The organism is Pseudomonas sputi (assembly GCF_021603585.1).
Classification (GTDB): Bacteria; Pseudomonadota; Gammaproteobacteria; order Pseudomonadales; family Pseudomonadaceae; genus Aquipseudomonas; species Aquipseudomonas sputi.
In genome coordinates this window covers 1-14872 of record NZ_BQHI01000041.1, presented here as the reverse complement: position 1 = coordinate 14872, position 14872 = coordinate 1, and the positions used below count along the sequence as shown (strand labels likewise).

The window sequence follows — 14872 nt, the reverse complement described above, 5'->3', positions numbered from 1 at the left end:
CTCTTCAATTCAAAAAATTCAGGCGGCCAGTTTACGGCGGTTGTACAAACCGCCCAACAAACCGGTCAAGCAGCCGATGAGTAACCCGCTGACGTGAGCGGCGTTGGCGATTTCGCCGAAGCCGATCATCGAGATCAGTCCCGACATGCAGATCACCAGCCACACCAGCATCATCACCAGCACGCCGCGCGGCAGGCGATAGGCCGGGTTCGGCGCCAGCAGCTGGAAGATCCAGCAGTGGCCGAGCAGGCCATAGAGCACGCCGGACAAACCGCCGAACAGGCTCGGGCCGCTCCACGCGAATTGCGCATAGTTGGAAACCAGGCCGAACAGCAATGTCAGGCCGATCAGGTTGATGCTGCCCTGGCGCGACTCGATGCGCCGCCCCAGCTCCCAGTACCACATGCCGTTCATGGCCAGGTGCAGGATGCCGAAATGAATCAGCATCGGCGTGAACAGGCGCCACCACTGCCCCGCCGCCAGGCTGTCGGCCAGCGGTGTGAAGTGGATGTAGTCGCCGACCACCCGGAAATCGAGGAAGGTCAGCCAGCGCATCGTCTCGAGGTTATCGCCAAGGAAGGTCAACCCGCCGACGATCAGGCTCAACAGCAGAATGAACCCGGTGGCCCTGGCGTGTTTCAGTTGCTCGGCGAAGCTCGGACGCTTGAACGTCGGCGCCGCTGGAATTTCCAGTTGCTGATCGGGATCGCCCGCCGGGAAACGCTCGTACAGCGAGCGCACGTCATCACTGATTTCCGACGGCACCCACAACACCTGCTCGCCCGCCTCTTCACTGACGCGATGGGGCACTTGCATGCGTTGCAGCAGTTTGACGAAACCACTCAGGTCCGCCGCCAACGGCACGCGCAGGACAGCTATGGCACTCATCGCAGCACCTCCGGCCGCTCGACGTCGACCCAGACAAATTTATGCGGATCGAGGCGGGTTTCCTGATCCAGACGATAGGCCACCAGTTTGCCGTACAGCACCGCGCTGTAATCCAGGCACGCGAGGTTCGGGCGGATCGGCGCCGGTTTGCCGCTGCGCCAGTAGTGGCCGACGAACAGCAACGGCTCATCGACGCCGTAGCGCAGCAGGGAATTCTTTTCGCTGGAGGTCAGCGGTTTCTGCGCCACCGGCTCCGGCAGTGCGTCGGGCTGGAACACGATGTCGCCGTAGGTCTGCGGATCGTCTTCCCAGAACTTGGTGCGGAAAAACGAACGCACCAGGCCATCGCCGCTGGTCATGGTCAGGCCATCCGGCAGGCGCATGTCGGTGCCGCGCAGCAGGCGATCGAACACGGTACAGGCGAAACTGCCCGGTACCGCCGAGGCCTGGAGGAAGTGCTCATCGATGCAGCCATCGGGGAACAGCGCGCGCAGCGGCTCGATCAGGCCGGCATCCCAGCAGGCATGCACCACGCGGAAGCGTCCGGCGTCGACGAACAGTGGCAGTTGGTAGAACCACTGCTGGAAGTCGTGCCAGTCGCCCGGATGGTCTTCGAACTGGGTCAGGGTTTCCTGCAGCAGACGGGCATGGCGCGGCGTGTGTTCACGGACGAACTGCTTGCCGCTGCCAGGAGGCGCCGGGGTGCTCCAGCCGAGCGCGTTGAATTCGTGGTTGCCCATGATGCACAACGCCTGACCGGCCTCGACCATGTCGTGGACGATATGCAGCGCCTCGCGAATCCGCGGGCCGCGGTCGATGATGTCGCCGACGAACACGGCCATGCGCGACGGATGCCGCCACACCCCGCCCTGCTTGTGGTAACCGAGACGGTCCAGCAGGTGTTCCAGGGTCAGGGCGCATCCGTGCACGTCACCAATCAGGTCATAACTGCGCGCGGGATCGAGCATCAGTCGCCTCCACCACCCAACTTGCTGCCCCAGCCGAGCTTGGTCCGGCAGACTTCGTAGTAGTTGTGGTCGAGCGGATGGATCAGCCGCAGCTTCTGCGCTTTCTTGCTGACGGTGATGGTGTCGCCCGGCGCGCAGGTGAAGTGGTTCTGCCCGTCGCAGGAGACCTGCGGGTAAATCTGCATATCTTTGGACACGACGATTTTCAGCTCACTGTTGCCATCGACCACGATCGGTCTGCCCGACAAGGTATGGGGGTACATCGGCACAATCACAATAGCGTCGAGCTTGGGATGCATGATCGGGCCGCCGGCAGACAGCGCGTACGCGGTGGAACCGGTCGGAGTGGCGACGATCAGGCCGTCGGCCTTCTGGCTGCAGACGAACTGGCCGTCGATGTACAGCTCGAACTCGATCATCCGCGTCGATTTGCCCGGGTGCAGCACCACGTCGTTCAGCGCATCGCCCTGGCCGATGGCCTCGGCGTGGCGACGGACTTCAGCCTGCAGCAGGAAGCGGTTTTCCACCAGATAATGGCCGTCGAGCACTTCCGCGACCTTGATTTCCAGCTCGTCGGGGCGGATGTCGGTGAGAAAGCCGAGGCTGCCACGGTTGATCCCGAGCACCGGAATATTGTGCTTGGCCAGTGCCCGCGCCGCGCCGAGCAGGCTGCCGTCACCGCCGACCACGATGACCATGTCGCAGACTTCGCCGAGCATCTTGCGCGACGAAGTTTGCAGGCCATGGCCCGGCAGGACTTCGGCGATGGTGTCTTCGAGAATCACATGCAGGTGACGATCGAGCAGGAAGCGTTTCAGTCGGCGGACGGTATCCAGCACCTGGGAGCTGCCCAGGCGACCGATGATGCCGATATTACGAAATTGCTCCATGGGACTCCTGCGGGGGACTGAGACGGCGAAAAGCACGATTATGGGCGAAAGCGCCGGATAGACAAAATCCTTTCAGCCCCGAGGCTGCGCCGGTGTTTGAGGCTATGCTCGCAAGATGATCCTATTTCCCGATTTGCTGCAGTTGCCCCACCAGTTACGCCATCCCGAGGTGCGTGATCTGGCGTGGGTGATCCTCGCCCCGCCGATGCTCGCCGCTACCCCGTGGCCGCAGCGTCATCCGCTGGCGGGCAGCGACTGGGTCAGCGACCCCGAGCGGCTGGAACACTGGTTGCGCCAGCTCGACCGCGACAGTTACGGCTTGCTGCACTGGCTGTCCCAGGCCCGCACCCGGCGCCTGGGTCTGTATTACGAGCGGTTGTGGCAATTTGCGGTGGAACACGCGCCGGGCATCGAACTGATCGCCGCCAACCTGCCGATCCGCCGCGAAGGCCACACCCTCGGCGAGCTGGACATGCTGCTGCGCGACCGCGACGGCGTGCATCACCTGGAACTGGCGATCAAGCTCTATCTCGGCCCGCAGAACGGCGACGGCCATGATCCGGCGTCATGGCTGGGACCGGGCTGTCATGATCGCCTGGATCGCAAACTGGCGCATTTGAGCGAGCATCAACTGCCGATCTCCGCTCGCCCGGAAAGCCGCGAAGTGCTGGCGACGCTGGATGTCGAATCGTTCAGTGCGCAACTGTGGCTTGGCGGGTATCTGTTGTATCCGTGGCCCGGTCGATCGGTGCCGCCCAGCGGCGCCCACCCGCAGCATTTGCGCGGCAGTTGGCTGCATCAGAAAGACTGGCCGGCATTTGTCGCCCAGCGCCCGGCCGGACGCTGGCAACCCCTGCCCCGCCACGCCTGGCTGGCGCCGGCGCACTATCCGGTGGATCAGACCTGGAGCAACGGCCACTTGCAGGCCTGGCTCGATGAACTCGAACCCCTGGCCCCGGCGCAACTGATGGTGCGTCTGACCGAAAATGCCCGGGGCGAGTGGGAAGAAGCCGAGCGGCTGTTTCTGGTGTCGGACCTGTGGCCGAACGTGCCGGGACAGAATTAAACCGACAACCGCACAGCCAGCGCGGCCAGCGTTACCAGCAACACCGGCACCGTCAGCACGATCCCGACCCTGAAGTAATACCCCCAGCCAATCCGGATGTTCTTGCGTTCCAGCACATGCAGCCAGAGCAAGGTCGCGAGACTGCCGATCGGGGTGATTTTCGGGCCCAGGTCGCTGCCGATCACGTTGGCATAGATCATCGCTTCCTTCACCACACCGCTGGCCTGGCTGGCATCGATCGACAGCAGGCCGACCAGCACCGTCGGCAGGTTGTTCATGATCGACGACAACAAAGCCGTCAGCACCCCGGTGCCCATGGCCGCGCCCCACACGCCGTAACCGGCGAACACGTCGAGCCACCCGGCCAGATAATCGGTGAGCCCGGCATTGCGCAGTCCGTAGACCACCAGGTACATGCCCAAGGAGAAAATCACGATCTGCCACGGCGCCTCTTTCATCACCTTGCGCGTGGAGATTTTGTGCCCGCGCGCGGCAATCGCCAGCAACAGCGCCGCGCACACCGCCGAGATCGCACTGATCGGAATCCCCAGCGGCTCCAGCGCGAAACAGCCGATCAGCAGAATCAGCAACACCACCCAACCGGCGTAGAACGTGGCCTTGTCGTGAATGGCTGTTTCCGGGTGTTCAAGCTGTTCCGGGTCGTAGGCCTTGGGGATGTCGCGGCGGAAGAACCACAGCAACATGCCCAGCGTGGCCGCGACGCTGACGAAGTTGACCGGCACCATCACCGCCGCATACCGGTTGAAACCGATGTGGAAGAAGTCGGCCGAGACGATGTTCACCAGGTTCGACACCACCAGCGGCAGACTCGCGGTGTCGGCAATGAACCCCGCGCCCATGACGAACGCCAGGGTCGCCGCCGGAGAAAAACGCAGGGCCAGCAGCATGGAAATCACGATAGGCGTGAGAATCAGTGCCGCGCCATCATTGGCGAACAGCGCCGACACCAGCGCACCCAGCAGCACCATGAAGGCAAACAGCTTGCGCCCGCTGCCCCGCCCCCACCGCGCCACATGCAGGGCGGCCCAGGCGAAAAACCCGGCTTCGTCGAGCAACAGACTGATGATGATCAGCGCCACGAACGTGCCGGTGGCGTTCCAGATGATTTGCCACACCAGCGGGATGTCGCTCAGGTGCACCACGCCGAAAATCAGCGCGACGATGGCGCCGAACGTTGCACTCCAGCCGACCCCGAGGCCTTTGGGTTGCCAGATCACCAGGGTAATGGTCAGCAGGAAAATCAGTGACGCAGCGAGCATTCGCGACAGCCTTCAATAGGAGGGAAAAATTCAGACCACAAAAAACCTGTGGGAGCTGACTCCCACAGGTTCGTTATCTTGTCAGAAAAGTTGCCGGATCACTTCTTGTGCTGCGCCACCCACTCACCAAAGGCGTTGATGAAGCTTTGCAGGAACGGCTTTACCGACTCGTTCAGCTTGCCCGCGTCATCGAACGCCGTGCCCGCGCCGCCCAGGTAGGCTTCCGGCTGCTGCATGCACGGCACATTGAGGAAAACAAAGGACTGACGCAGATGCTGGTTGGCGCCAAAACCGCCGATGGCACCCGGCGAAACGCTGATCACCGCCCCCGGCTTGCCGCTCCAGACGCTTTTGCCATACGGCCGGGAGCCGACGTCGATGGCATTCTTCAAAGGCGCCGGCACCGAGCGGTTGTACTCCGGGGTGACAAACAGCAGAGCGTCGGATGAACCCACTTTCTGACGGAAAGTGCTGTAGGCTGCCGGCGGTGAATCGCCGTCGATGTCTTCGTTGTAGAGTGGCAGCTCGCCAATTTCGACAATGTTCAGCTTGAGATTGGCCGGTGCCAGTTCCGCCAGCGCCAGGGCGACCTTGCGGTTGATGGACGCCTTGCGCAGGCTGCCGACCACTACGGCGACGTTATAGACATTGCTCATTGGAAGACTCTCGACTGTGCGTGGGAGAAGCCAGTAGTTATAGATGATCCGGCGACGATTCCACCAGATGCCGAAGGTTATTTCCCGCGTCTGGAATATTTTTTCCCTGTAGGAAAACTTACCAAGCTCGATGACGGTCTACCAAGCCGCAAATCAAGCGTTTTATCTCCAGAGGTTCTAAGCAGATGGCAGCAGTACTCGTCGGTCAGTTCCATGCAAGAGATGCGGAAGGCCGCGTTTATTCCGTGCATGAGTTCCAGGAATCCAACCCGTCGGCAGACGGTTTTACCGGCACGGAGCCCGTTACCACCTACAAACTGGCGATTGGCGACCGCGTCAACAAAATCGACGACAACGAGTTTCTGCTGGTTCAGTCGGGCATCACCCTGATCCGCGAAGCCGAGCCATCGGTCGCTTCATAACCGATCGTTATGAGCAGAAGTCATCCGCGCCGAGTTGGGGTAGGATTCAGCCACTGACCCCAACGGCCGGACATGGACTTCACGCATGCGTTTACGTCATATCGAAGTGATTCAGGCGCTTTTGCAGACCGGTCACATCGGCACCGCCGCCGAATGGCTGCAACTACCGGCGCCCGAGGTCGAGGAGCGTTTGCGCGAAGCCGAGAGTCAGCTCGGTTTCATGCTGTTCGCCAGCGTACGCGGACGACTTCAGCCGACCCCGGAGGCCCGGGCGCTGCAAGTCGAGATCGGCCACATCTATGAAGCGCTGGAGCCGGTGCAACGGCTGGCCAGCAGTCTCAAACAATACCTCGCCCCGCCCCTGCGGATCATCGGCACCCCACCGCTGGCCCAGCAACTGCTGCCGCAAAGCCTCGCCGCCCTGCGCCGGCGCCTGCCCGACGTACCCTGCACCCTGCTCAGCGAACCGACCCGCGACATCGTCCGACATCTACTGCTGCGCGACAGTGACCTGGGCCTGAGCCTGCACGATCCACAACACCCCGACATTCATTGCCAGCCGCTGGCCCAGGGCAAGTTGCAATTGCTCGCGCCCCACGGCTGGCTGCAACCGAAGCAGAAATACATTTCCCTGCAGGATCTGGCCGGCCAGGCGATGGTCGGTCTCGAAGGCCAGGACCCGCTGAGCCCGGCCCTGGAAAACAAACTTCAGGCGCTGCGCCCCGCACCGACCGTCCAGACCCGGGTGCAGACCCACCAGATGATGCGCAGCATGGTCGAGGCCGGCGAAGGCCTGGCGATCGTCGACCCGTTCACCGCCCTCGGTGCACGGGCGACCGGACTCGACGTCTGCCCGTTGTCGCCGGCAGTGCCGATCAGCCTCTATGCCCTGACTTTCAGACACGCCACGCCGTCCGCGGCGATTCAGACGCTGCTCGGGATCGTCACGGAACAAGCCGAGGCGATGCTGGCGAACTGATCGGGTTCTCCAGCGGGTTATCGAACAATCGATACCAGAACAGCGCCACTTCGGCGGTGTTCGGATCGATGCCGCGATAACGCAGGTGGTCGATGCCGCCGACCACATACCCGCAACGCTCATACAGACGACAGGCGCCGAGGTTGTTGTTCTGGGTTTCGAGCATGATCCCCGGCAGCTTTTTCTTGCGGCTCCAGAACTGCGCCACATCCAGCAAGGCCTTGGCCACACCATGGCGCCGCGCCGGAGCGTGCACCGCCAGTTCATCGATATGGGCGAACCCGTTCCAGTTGGTGCTGATCACCAGGTGACCGACCGGCTCGTCTTCCAGATACGCCATGAAAATCGCGCTGTCGGCAGCATCGCGAAAACTGCTGAACTCCTCCGGATCGATGCCGTAGCACTTGCGATACGGCACGATGGGCGTCACAGCCCACTGCGCCACGGGTTTGCCGATTTCGGCCGCGCCGTAGGCGGCCACTTCGAAACTGAAATCGCTGCCCCAGATATACGCGGCAAAACCGTCGTCGGCGACCCGCACCGACAACCCTGGGTATTTCGGATTCATGACCGGTTGCATACTCGGAAAAGCCCTCATTCCTTGACGCAATCGACGGTGTATTGCCGTCCATTGCCCTCATCTTCGTGTTGCAGACCGTGCACATCGACCACGAACCCCGGAAACGTTGCATCGAACGTGCGGGCAAACCTGAGGTATTCGATGATCGAGCGCGTGGATTCGGTAAAGCGTTCGCCCGGCATGATCAGCGGAATGCCCGGCGGGTACGGCACCAGCATCACCGCCGCCACCCGGCCTTCCAGCGCGTCGATTGGCACCGCCTCGACTTCGCCGCGCACCAGCTGATCGTAGGCGTGGGCCGGTTTCATCGCAATTTCCGGCAGCACCGTGTACATGCGCTTGAGGTGTTTGGCGGTGGCGTTGCTGCGGTAGCAGGCGTGGAGTTGATCGCACAGATCGCGCAGGCCCATGCCGCGATAGCGCACAGGATCTTCCTGGGCGACACATTTCAGGCAGGTGTCGAGACTGACGTTGGCGTCGTAGCTGCGCTTGAACTCCAGCAGTTCGGTGAGCAGCGTGCTCCACTTGCCCTTGGTGATGCCCATGGAGAACAGCACCAGAAATGAATACAGGCCGGTTTTCTCCACCACCAGCCCGCGCTCCCAGAGGAAACGGCTGACCACTGCCGCCGGAATACCCTTGTCACTTAAGGCGCCGCCAGCGGTCAGGCCCGGCATGACCAAAGTGACCTTGATCGGATCGAGCAGTACGTAGTCGTCGCCGACCTCGCCGAAACCGTGCCAGTCCGCGTCGGGTTGCAGCAGCCAGTCCTCGGTCTGCACCCGGTCGATGCCCTCCACACCCGGCGGCTGCCAGATCGAGAACCACCAGTCGTCAGCGGCGATGTGCTGGCGCAGATTGGCCAGGGCCCGGCGAAAGCTCAGGGCTTCATCGAAAGTTTCCTGCAGCAGCGAACGCCCGGCCGGTCCTTCCATCATCGCCGACGCCACGTCCAGCGAGGCGATGATGCTGTACTGCGGCGACGTCGAGATGTGCATCATGAAGGCTTCGTTGAACCGGTCGCGATCCAGTTGCCGCGCGCCACCATCCTGCACATGAATCATCGAAGCCTGACTGAACGCCGCCAACAGTTTGTGGGTGGAATGGGTGGTAAACACCAGCGGACTGTCCTCGCTGCGCGAGGTGGCCATGCCGTAGCGGCCGGCAAAAAATTCGTGAAACGCCGCGTAGGCGTACCAGGCTTCGTCGAAATGCAGGACTTCGACGCTGTTGCCCAGGCTCTGCTTGATCAGTTCGGCGTTGTAACAGAGGCCGTCGTAGGTGGAGTTGGTGATCACCGCCAGTTTGACTTTCGGTTCGCGGCCCTTGGTCAACGGGCTGGCATCGATCTTGGCCTGGATCGATTCGCGACTGAATTCACTGAGCGGAATCGGGCCGATGATGCCCAGTTCGTTGCGCTCCGGGCACAGATACAGCGCAATCGCGCCGGTCATGATGATCGCGTGCAACACCGACTTGTGGCAGTTGCGGTCCACCAGCACCAGATCATCGCGGCCAACCATCGAGTGCCAGACGATCTTGTTGGCGGTCGAGGTGCCATTGATCACGAAAAAGGTGTGATCGGCGCCGAAATTGCGCGCGGCCCTCGCTTCTGCCTCGGCCAGCGGCCCGGTGTGATCGAGCAGCGACCCCAGCTCCGGCACCGAAACCGACAGGTCCGAGCGCAGGGTGTTTTCCCCAAAGAACTGGTGAAACGCCTGCCCCACCGGACTCTTGTGATACGCCACCCCGCCGCCATGCCCCGGGGTGTGCCAGGAATAATTGGAATCGGCGGTGTGCTGCACCAGCGCCTTGAAGAATGGCGGCAGCAGGCCGTCCAGGTACTTGCGCGCCGCCCGCGCCACCTGCCGGGCGAGAAACGGCACCGTGTCTTCGAACAGGTAGAGAATGCCGCGCAACTGGTTGAGCTCGGCCATGGCATCGGCCGGGGCGTTTTCCAGGGTGACTTGCTCACCAAGGGCAAAGATCGGCAGATCCGGCGCCCGTACCCGGGCCAGACCGATCAGTTCGGCCATGTTCTGCAACAGATGGGAGTTGGTGCTGGCATCTTCGGCGGCGATCAGCATGCACGCCAGACCATGGTGGGTCGACGCCACGAGCCGGCCTTCGGTGTAGTCCGTGGCCGAAACGATACTGAAACCTTCCAGCTCCAGCTCTCGGGCGATACCGCGAATGCGTTCACCGGCAACCGTGTCGGCCTTGATGTCGCGGTGGACGATCAACACCGGGAACTTCAAATCTTTGTACATGAGGCTCAGTGTCCTGAGGCGGCGGAGAGTGATCTGCCAATGTCCTCAGGGTAGAGGGTCGGAGCGGATGTGGCGAGGGTGGCCAGTTGTCAGTACTGCCAAAAAAAGGATCGTCCGAACACGGACTGGGTGTGCGGACGATCCTTCTGTGCCTTACGCCTGGGCTTCGGCTTCCAGCAGCTGAGTCCACAGCGCTGGCGCGCCGGCCGACTTGGCGATGATTTCCAGGCGCACCTGATGTTCGGCCAGCTCGGCTTCAGTGGCGCGAATGATCCGCCCCGGTTTGCGATCCGCCGGCAGACGGCGGATTTCGGTGGCCGAGTTGTCCGCGCCCTCGCCCGTGCCATTGCCGTCGGAGGCGTTGCCGGCCAGCGAAAGGCTGGTCTGGCCACCGGTCATGGTCAGGTAGACGTCGGCGAGAATCTCCGAGTCGAGCAACGCGCCGTGCAGCTCACGGCCGGAGTTGTCGACGCCGTAGCGTTTGCACAGGGCATCGAGGCTGTTGCGCTGACCCGGGTGACGTTCCCGGGCCATCATCAGGGTGTCGAGGATCGTGCAGTGCTGCGTGATGTCCGCGCGATCCTGCTGGCCCATCAGGGCGAATTCGTTGTTGATGAAGCCGACGTCGAACGCCGCGTTATGGATGATCAGCTGCGCGCCGTTGATGAACTCGAAGAACTCGTCGGCCACTTCGGCGAAGCGCGGCTTGCCGACCAGGAATTCGTTGGTGATGCCGTGAACGGCGATCGCGCCTTCGTCACTCTCGCGATCCGGTTGCAGGTACACGTGAAAGTGCCGGCCCGTCAGGCGTCGACCGATCAGCTCGACACAACCGATTTCGATAATCCGGTGGCCGTCGGTCACCGGCATGCCGGTGGTTTCGGTATCGAGTACAACGGATCTGGTGGCCATCAGTGTTCAGCTCTCAACGGGGTCAATCGTACAAAAGCGGCGATGTTAACACGCTCGCCGGGAGTGTTTCAGTCGCAAGGACTCAGCTCTGCTTGTAACCGCGAACTTCATCCACCCCTCGGTTGGCCAACTGGTCAGCCCGCTCGTTGCCGTGGTGGCCGATGTGGCCGCGAACCCATTTCCAGGTGACCTGGTGGCGGTTGACCTGCTCGTCGAGCGCCTTCCACAGGTCCGCGTTTTTGACTGGCTCCTTGGCAGCGGTTTTCCAGCCGCGCTTTTTCCAGTTGGCCATCCACTCGTTGATGCCTTTCATCACGTATTGCGAGTCGGTCACCAGCAGCACTTCGCACGGACGCTTGAGGGCTTCCAGGCCGCGAATCGCGCCGAGCAGCTCCATGCGGTTGTTGGTGGTGTTGGCTTCGCCGCCCCACAGTTCCTTTTCGACGCCCTTGCACACCAGCAAGGCGCCCCAGCCGCCCGGGCCGGGGTTGCCCTTGCAGGCGCCGTCAGTGAACAGTTCTACGCTATCGACGCTTTCGCTCATGCCAATCTATCCAGAAAAATGCGTGGCCTCGCCGATCACGGATCGACAATGACCGAGGCCGGGATACACCCGGCCACAAATAAAAGAAGGTTTACGGTTCGATACGCCGACGATTGACCTTGGCCATCGGCAGCGGGATCAGCTTGCCCATCGGCTCGCGACGTTCCTGACGCACCGGACGCAGACCGACCACGATCTTGCGCGCGACCAGTAAATAGAAGCCGCCGCCCGACAGTTGCCAGTCGCCGGCCTTGCGTTCCCAGCCGGCCAGGCGGGCCTGCCACTTGGGTGACGCGAGCGGCGGACGATAGCACCCGAAGCGGCGTTTCTCCAGCGCAAAGCCCAGCAGGTTGAGCCAGTCCGCCACCCGTGACGGCGAGATGCAGCGCGCCCGACGCAAGGCGTCATGGGCGAACACATGGCGCAGTCCCCAGGTGCTCCAGGGGTTGATGCCGACGATCAGCAGATGCCCGCCGGGGCGCACGCTGCTGGCCGCTTCGCGCAGAAGACCATGGGGCGACAGGCAGAAATCCAGGCCATGCTGCAACACCACCACGTCGGCGGCGTGCTCGCTCAACGGCCAGGCCTGTTCTTCGCAGACGATCTCCACGCCCGGCAACGGCGCGCCGAGCCGCACATTGCGCTGCACCTGCGGCGCCGACGGCGGTGTTTCGGCGGACGGGCCGTAATGCACCAGATAGCCGCCGAAGAACCGCCCCAGCTCGTCTTCGAGCATGCGCCGTTCTTCATCCAGCAGAAATTGCCCGAGGGGGCCGGACAGCCATTCACGGGCGGCCCCGATCAGGGCCAGCCAGTCAGGATCGGCCTGAGCGAACGCTTTATCGATCATTGCATTCTCCAACACGCCAGGAACCTCTAAGATGCGCCAATGTTACCCGCTTGGCGAATTCGACGATGATACAGATCAGTGCCCTGCCCGCCTTCACCGACAACTACATCTGGTTGTTACAGGATCATGCCACCCAGCGATGCGCGGTGGTCGATCCGGGGGATGCCGCCCCCGTGCAGGCGTGGCTCGACGCGCATCCGGGCTGGGTGCTGGGCGACATCCTCATCACTCACCATCACCACGACCATGTCGGCGGCGTCGAGACGCTGAAAAAGGCCACCGGCGCCACGGTCTACGGACCGGCCAGCGAAAACATTCCGGGGCGGGACGTGGCCCTCAAGGACAACGACACGGTGCGCGTGCTCGGCTGGGACTTCAACGTCCATGCCGTGCCCGGCCACACCCTGGGACACATCGCCTACTACCATCACGGCCTGCTGTTCTGTGGCGACACCCTGTTCGCTGCCGGCTGCGGCCGTCTGTTCGAAGGCACGCCGCAACAGATGCACCAGTCGTTGAGCCGACTGGCGGCGCTGCCCGAGGACACGTTGGTCTACTGCACCCACGAATACACCCTGAGCAATCTGAAATTCGCCGCCGCCGTGGAGCCGGACAACCGGGACATTGCCGCCCGTCTGGAAAAAGTCAGCCAGCAACGTGCAAGCGGCGTCATGACCCTGCCCTCGACCCTCGCCCTGGAAAAACTCACAAACCCGTTTTTGCGCACCGGTGAAATATTAGTTACACAAAAAGTGGACGAACGGAACGGCCCTCAAAACCGGGCGCCGAGTGAGGTTTTTGCAGCTCTGAGGGCATGGAAAGATACGTTCTGAGCGGCTCGCCGCCTGGTACAAAAATTCTGAATGGTTGACCGCAGGGGGTGCGCTTTCTAGAATCGCCCGACATTTTTGCCCGGAACTTACTTCCAGCCAATGTCGTCATCCATACGTAAGTCCGTCAATTCAGATGCATTGACCCGCCTGGCGCAAGTCATCGCGGTGGCTGTGTCCGCCACGCTGGCGGGCTGTTCCAGCCATGCTCCGCAGACTGAAGCGACGCATACGCCGAACATGGCTGCGCGAGCCAAGCAGAAGCCCATCTGGTTGTCGGAAAAGCCCAGCCCGCAGGTGCCTCAGGACATCTGGGAGCGCATGCGCAACGGTTTCCAGCTGCAAGAAGGTCTGGGCGTGAACCCGCGCATCGAGCAACAGCGCCTGTGGTTCGCCAGTAACCCGTCCTTTCTCGAAAACGCCGGCGAACGCGGCAGTCTCTACATTCATTACATCGTCGAGCGCCTCGAAGAACGCAACATGCCGCTGGAACTGGCGCTGCTGCCGGTCATCGAAAGTGCCTACAACCCGATGGCCTATTCCCGCGCCAACGCAGTGGGCCTCTGGCAGTTCATCCCGTCCACCGGGCGCTACTTCAACCTGCGCCAGACCCGTTTCTACGATGGCCGTCGCGACATTACCGCCTCGACCACGGCCGCAATGGACTACCTGACCCGCCTGCACGACATGTTCAACGGTGACTGGCTGCTGGCACTGGCCGCGTACAACGCCGGTGAAGGCACGGTCAGCCGCGCCATCGAGCGCAACGAAAAGCTCGGCCTGCCGACCGATTACTGGAACCTGCCGCTGCCGGCGGAAACCCAGGCTTATGTGCCGAAACTGCTGGCGCTCTCGCAAGTGGTCCTGACACCTGAAGCCTATGGCGTGAACCTCAACCCGATCGCCAACGAACCGTATTTCCAGGTCGTCGAAATCAACCAGCGCATGGACCTGTCCAAGGTTGCAGCGGTGGCCAACATCGACGAAGACGAGCTGTTCCAGCTCAACCCGGCGTTCAAGCAGCGCACTACCATCGACGGCCCGCAGCACCTGCTGGTGCCGACCTCCAAGGCACAGTTGCTGACCGCCAGCCTGCAGACCATGCGTCCTGAAGAGCTGATCAGCCCGCGTTCGCTCAAACCGGTATTCGAAGGCGCCGATCCGAGCGAAATCGCCCAGGCCAAGCGCGCCTATCGGGTCAAGCGCGGCGACAACCTCGGTTCCATCGCCAAGGCCAACAAGGTCGCGGTCAAGGACCTGCAACGCTGGAACAAACTGACCGGAAACAACCTCAAGGTGGGCCAGACCCTGGTCATGCAGGACACCACCAAACGCAAGCCGGCGCGTAACAGTGGCGGTCGCATCAATACGGTCATCGCGGCCAACAGCAAGACCAGCAGCAAGACCAGAGAAAAGGACGACGGTAAACAGACCCAGTACAAAGTCAAACGCGGCGACACGCTGTACGTGGTGGCCAAGCGTTTCAACGTCGAAATGCAGCACCTCAAGCGCTGGAACCCGAGCGCCGGCAAGGCGCTCAAGCCTGGGCAGATGCTCACGGTCTACCAGCCGCACTGACAAGGAGCCCCTGAAATTCAGGGGCTTTTTTTTGGTTCTTCACGGAATCCCGGGAAACATAGAAACAAGAACGCCGATTTGGTTGATGATGTTCGTGCGAGCAAACACATCTAACAAACCGGCGTTCTTATGCGCGATATTAATACTTTCCTTCCTTTT

General features: G+C 62.1%; 15 protein-coding genes. 5 read left to right on the top strand and 10 right to left on the bottom strand.

Annotated features, from left to right (window positions below; translation table 11 throughout):
• Positions 1–18 precede the first annotated feature (18 nt).
• The 3 genes from L6D81_RS28085 to L6D81_RS28075 are packed head-to-tail and all read right to left on the bottom strand — an operon-like array spanning position 19 to position 2746.
• Positions 19–888 carry a rhomboid family intramembrane serine protease gene (locus tag L6D81_RS28085; protein WP_236182825.1) on the bottom strand — a complete coding sequence of 290 codons (870 nt, stop codon included), beginning with the start codon at positions 886–888 and terminating at the stop codon, positions 19–21.
• Positions 885–1859: a metallophosphoesterase gene (locus L6D81_RS28080; protein ID WP_236182843.1), complete on the bottom strand. Its 975-nt coding sequence runs from the start codon at positions 1857–1859 to the stop codon at positions 885–887. Before L6D81_RS28080 ends, L6D81_RS28085 begins: the two co-directional genes overlap by 4 nt.
• Complete coding sequence (locus L6D81_RS28075; protein ID WP_011333623.1) at positions 1856–2746, bottom strand: NAD(+) kinase; 891 nt, start codon at positions 2744–2746, stop codon at positions 1856–1858. The genes L6D81_RS28080 and L6D81_RS28075 overlap by 4 nt, the downstream gene beginning before the upstream one ends.
• A 115-nt stretch (positions 2747–2861) precedes the next feature.
• On the opposite strand from L6D81_RS28075, the gene L6D81_RS28070 reads away from it, so the two are divergent.
• Complete coding sequence (locus L6D81_RS28070) at positions 2862–3812, top strand: DUF1853 family protein (protein ID WP_236182824.1); 951 nt, start codon at positions 2862–2864, stop codon at positions 3810–3812.
• Here the strand turns inward: L6D81_RS28070 and L6D81_RS28065 are convergent.
• Entirely contained in the window at positions 3809–5092 is a 1284-nt protein-coding gene (locus L6D81_RS28065; RefSeq protein WP_236182823.1) for an arsenic transporter, read from the bottom strand. The genes L6D81_RS28070 and L6D81_RS28065 overlap by 4 nt on opposite strands.
• 98 nt (positions 5093–5190) lie before the next feature.
• Positions 5191–5748: an NADPH-dependent FMN reductase gene (locus L6D81_RS28060; RefSeq protein ID WP_236182822.1), complete on the bottom strand. Its 558-nt coding sequence runs from the start codon at positions 5746–5748 to the stop codon at positions 5191–5193.
• Between the two features lie 185 nt (positions 5749–5933).
• Here L6D81_RS28060 and L6D81_RS28055 point away from each other — a divergent pair, with 185 nt between their 5' ends.
• Together L6D81_RS28055 and L6D81_RS28050 are read left to right on the top strand one after the other, a co-directional pair.
• A complete protein-coding gene (locus tag L6D81_RS28055; protein WP_236182821.1) occupies positions 5934–6170 on the top strand; it encodes a hypothetical protein in 237 nt (78 codons plus the stop codon).
• Positions 6171–6255: 85 nt separating this feature from the next.
• A complete protein-coding gene (locus L6D81_RS28050) occupies positions 6256–7149 on the top strand; it encodes a LysR family transcriptional regulator (protein WP_236182820.1) in 894 nt (297 codons plus the stop codon).
• On the opposite strand, the gene L6D81_RS28045 is transcribed toward L6D81_RS28050, so the two are convergent.
• From L6D81_RS28045 to L6D81_RS28025, 5 genes are all read right to left on the bottom strand, one after another.
• Complete coding sequence (locus tag L6D81_RS28045; protein WP_236182819.1) at positions 7115–7729, bottom strand: GNAT family N-acetyltransferase; 615 nt, start codon at positions 7727–7729, stop codon at positions 7115–7117. The genes L6D81_RS28050 and L6D81_RS28045 overlap by 35 nt on opposite strands.
• A gap of 14 nt (positions 7730–7743) precedes the next feature.
• Positions 7744–9999 (bottom strand): Orn/Lys/Arg family decarboxylase, encoded by a 2256-nt coding sequence (locus L6D81_RS28040; RefSeq protein ID WP_236182818.1) that lies wholly within the window; start codon positions 9997–9999, stop codon positions 7744–7746.
• 153 nt (positions 10000–10152) lie between these two features.
• Positions 10153–10911, bottom strand: a complete 759-nt coding sequence (gene dnaQ / locus L6D81_RS28035) for a DNA polymerase III subunit epsilon (protein WP_039770804.1) — start codon at positions 10909–10911, stop codon at positions 10153–10155.
• Positions 10912–10993: 82 nt separating this feature from the next.
• Entirely contained in the window at positions 10994–11455 is a 462-nt protein-coding gene (gene rnhA, locus L6D81_RS28030) for a ribonuclease HI (protein ID WP_236182817.1), read from the bottom strand.
• 91 nt (positions 11456–11546) lie between these two features.
• Positions 11547–12305 carry a methyltransferase domain-containing protein gene (locus L6D81_RS28025; RefSeq protein ID WP_236182816.1) on the bottom strand — a complete coding sequence of 253 codons (759 nt, stop codon included), beginning with the start codon at positions 12303–12305 and terminating at the stop codon, positions 11547–11549.
• Positions 12306–12370: 65 nt separating this feature from the next.
• On the opposite strand from L6D81_RS28025, the gene gloB reads away from it, so the two are divergent.
• Positions 12371–13138: a hydroxyacylglutathione hydrolase gene (gene gloB / locus L6D81_RS28020; protein ID WP_236182815.1), complete on the top strand. Its 768-nt coding sequence runs from the start codon at positions 12371–12373 to the stop codon at positions 13136–13138.
• 99 nt (positions 13139–13237) lie between these two features.
• Positions 13238–14713 carry a transglycosylase SLT domain-containing protein gene (locus L6D81_RS28015; protein WP_236182814.1) on the top strand — a complete coding sequence of 492 codons (1476 nt, stop codon included), beginning with the start codon at positions 13238–13240 and terminating at the stop codon, positions 14711–14713.
• Positions 14714–14872 lie beyond the last annotated feature (159 nt).

Bases quoted from the DNA above. Each gene is read 5' to 3' on its own strand.
- gloB (WP_236182815.1), top strand. From the start codon at position 12,371: ATGATACAGATCAGTGCCCTGCCCGCCTTCACCGACAACTACATCTGG.
- rnhA (WP_236182817.1), bottom strand. From the start codon at position 11,455: ATGAGCGAAAGCGTCGATAGCGTAGAACTGTTCACTGACGGCGCCTGC.
- L6D81_RS28070 (WP_236182824.1), top strand. From the start codon at position 2,862: ATGATCCTATTTCCCGATTTGCTGCAGTTGCCCCACCAGTTACGCCAT.
- L6D81_RS28045 (WP_236182819.1), bottom strand. From the start codon at position 7,729: ATGCAACCGGTCATGAATCCGAAATACCCAGGGTTGTCGGTGCGGGTC.
- L6D81_RS28085 (WP_236182825.1), bottom strand. From the start codon at position 888: ATGAGTGCCATAGCTGTCCTGCGCGTGCCGTTGGCGGCGGACCTGAGT.
- L6D81_RS28025 (WP_236182816.1), bottom strand. From the start codon at position 12,305: ATGATCGATAAAGCGTTCGCTCAGGCCGATCCTGACTGGCTGGCCCTG.
- L6D81_RS28060 (WP_236182822.1), bottom strand. From the start codon at position 5,748: ATGAGCAATGTCTATAACGTCGCCGTAGTGGTCGGCAGCCTGCGCAAG.
- L6D81_RS28040 (WP_236182818.1), bottom strand. From the start codon at position 9,999: ATGTACAAAGATTTGAAGTTCCCGGTGTTGATCGTCCACCGCGACATC.
- dnaQ (WP_039770804.1), bottom strand. From the start codon at position 10,911: ATGGCCACCAGATCCGTTGTACTCGATACCGAAACCACCGGCATGCCG.
- L6D81_RS28065 (WP_236182823.1), bottom strand. From the start codon at position 5,092: ATGCTCGCTGCGTCACTGATTTTCCTGCTGACCATTACCCTGGTGATC.
- L6D81_RS28075 (WP_011333623.1), bottom strand. From the start codon at position 2,746: ATGGAGCAATTTCGTAATATCGGCATCATCGGTCGCCTGGGCAGCTCC.
- L6D81_RS28055 (WP_236182821.1), top strand. From the start codon at position 5,934: ATGGCAGCAGTACTCGTCGGTCAGTTCCATGCAAGAGATGCGGAAGGC.
- L6D81_RS28015 (WP_236182814.1), top strand. From the start codon at position 13,238: ATGTCGTCATCCATACGTAAGTCCGTCAATTCAGATGCATTGACCCGC.
- L6D81_RS28050 (WP_236182820.1), top strand. From the start codon at position 6,256: ATGCGTTTACGTCATATCGAAGTGATTCAGGCGCTTTTGCAGACCGGT.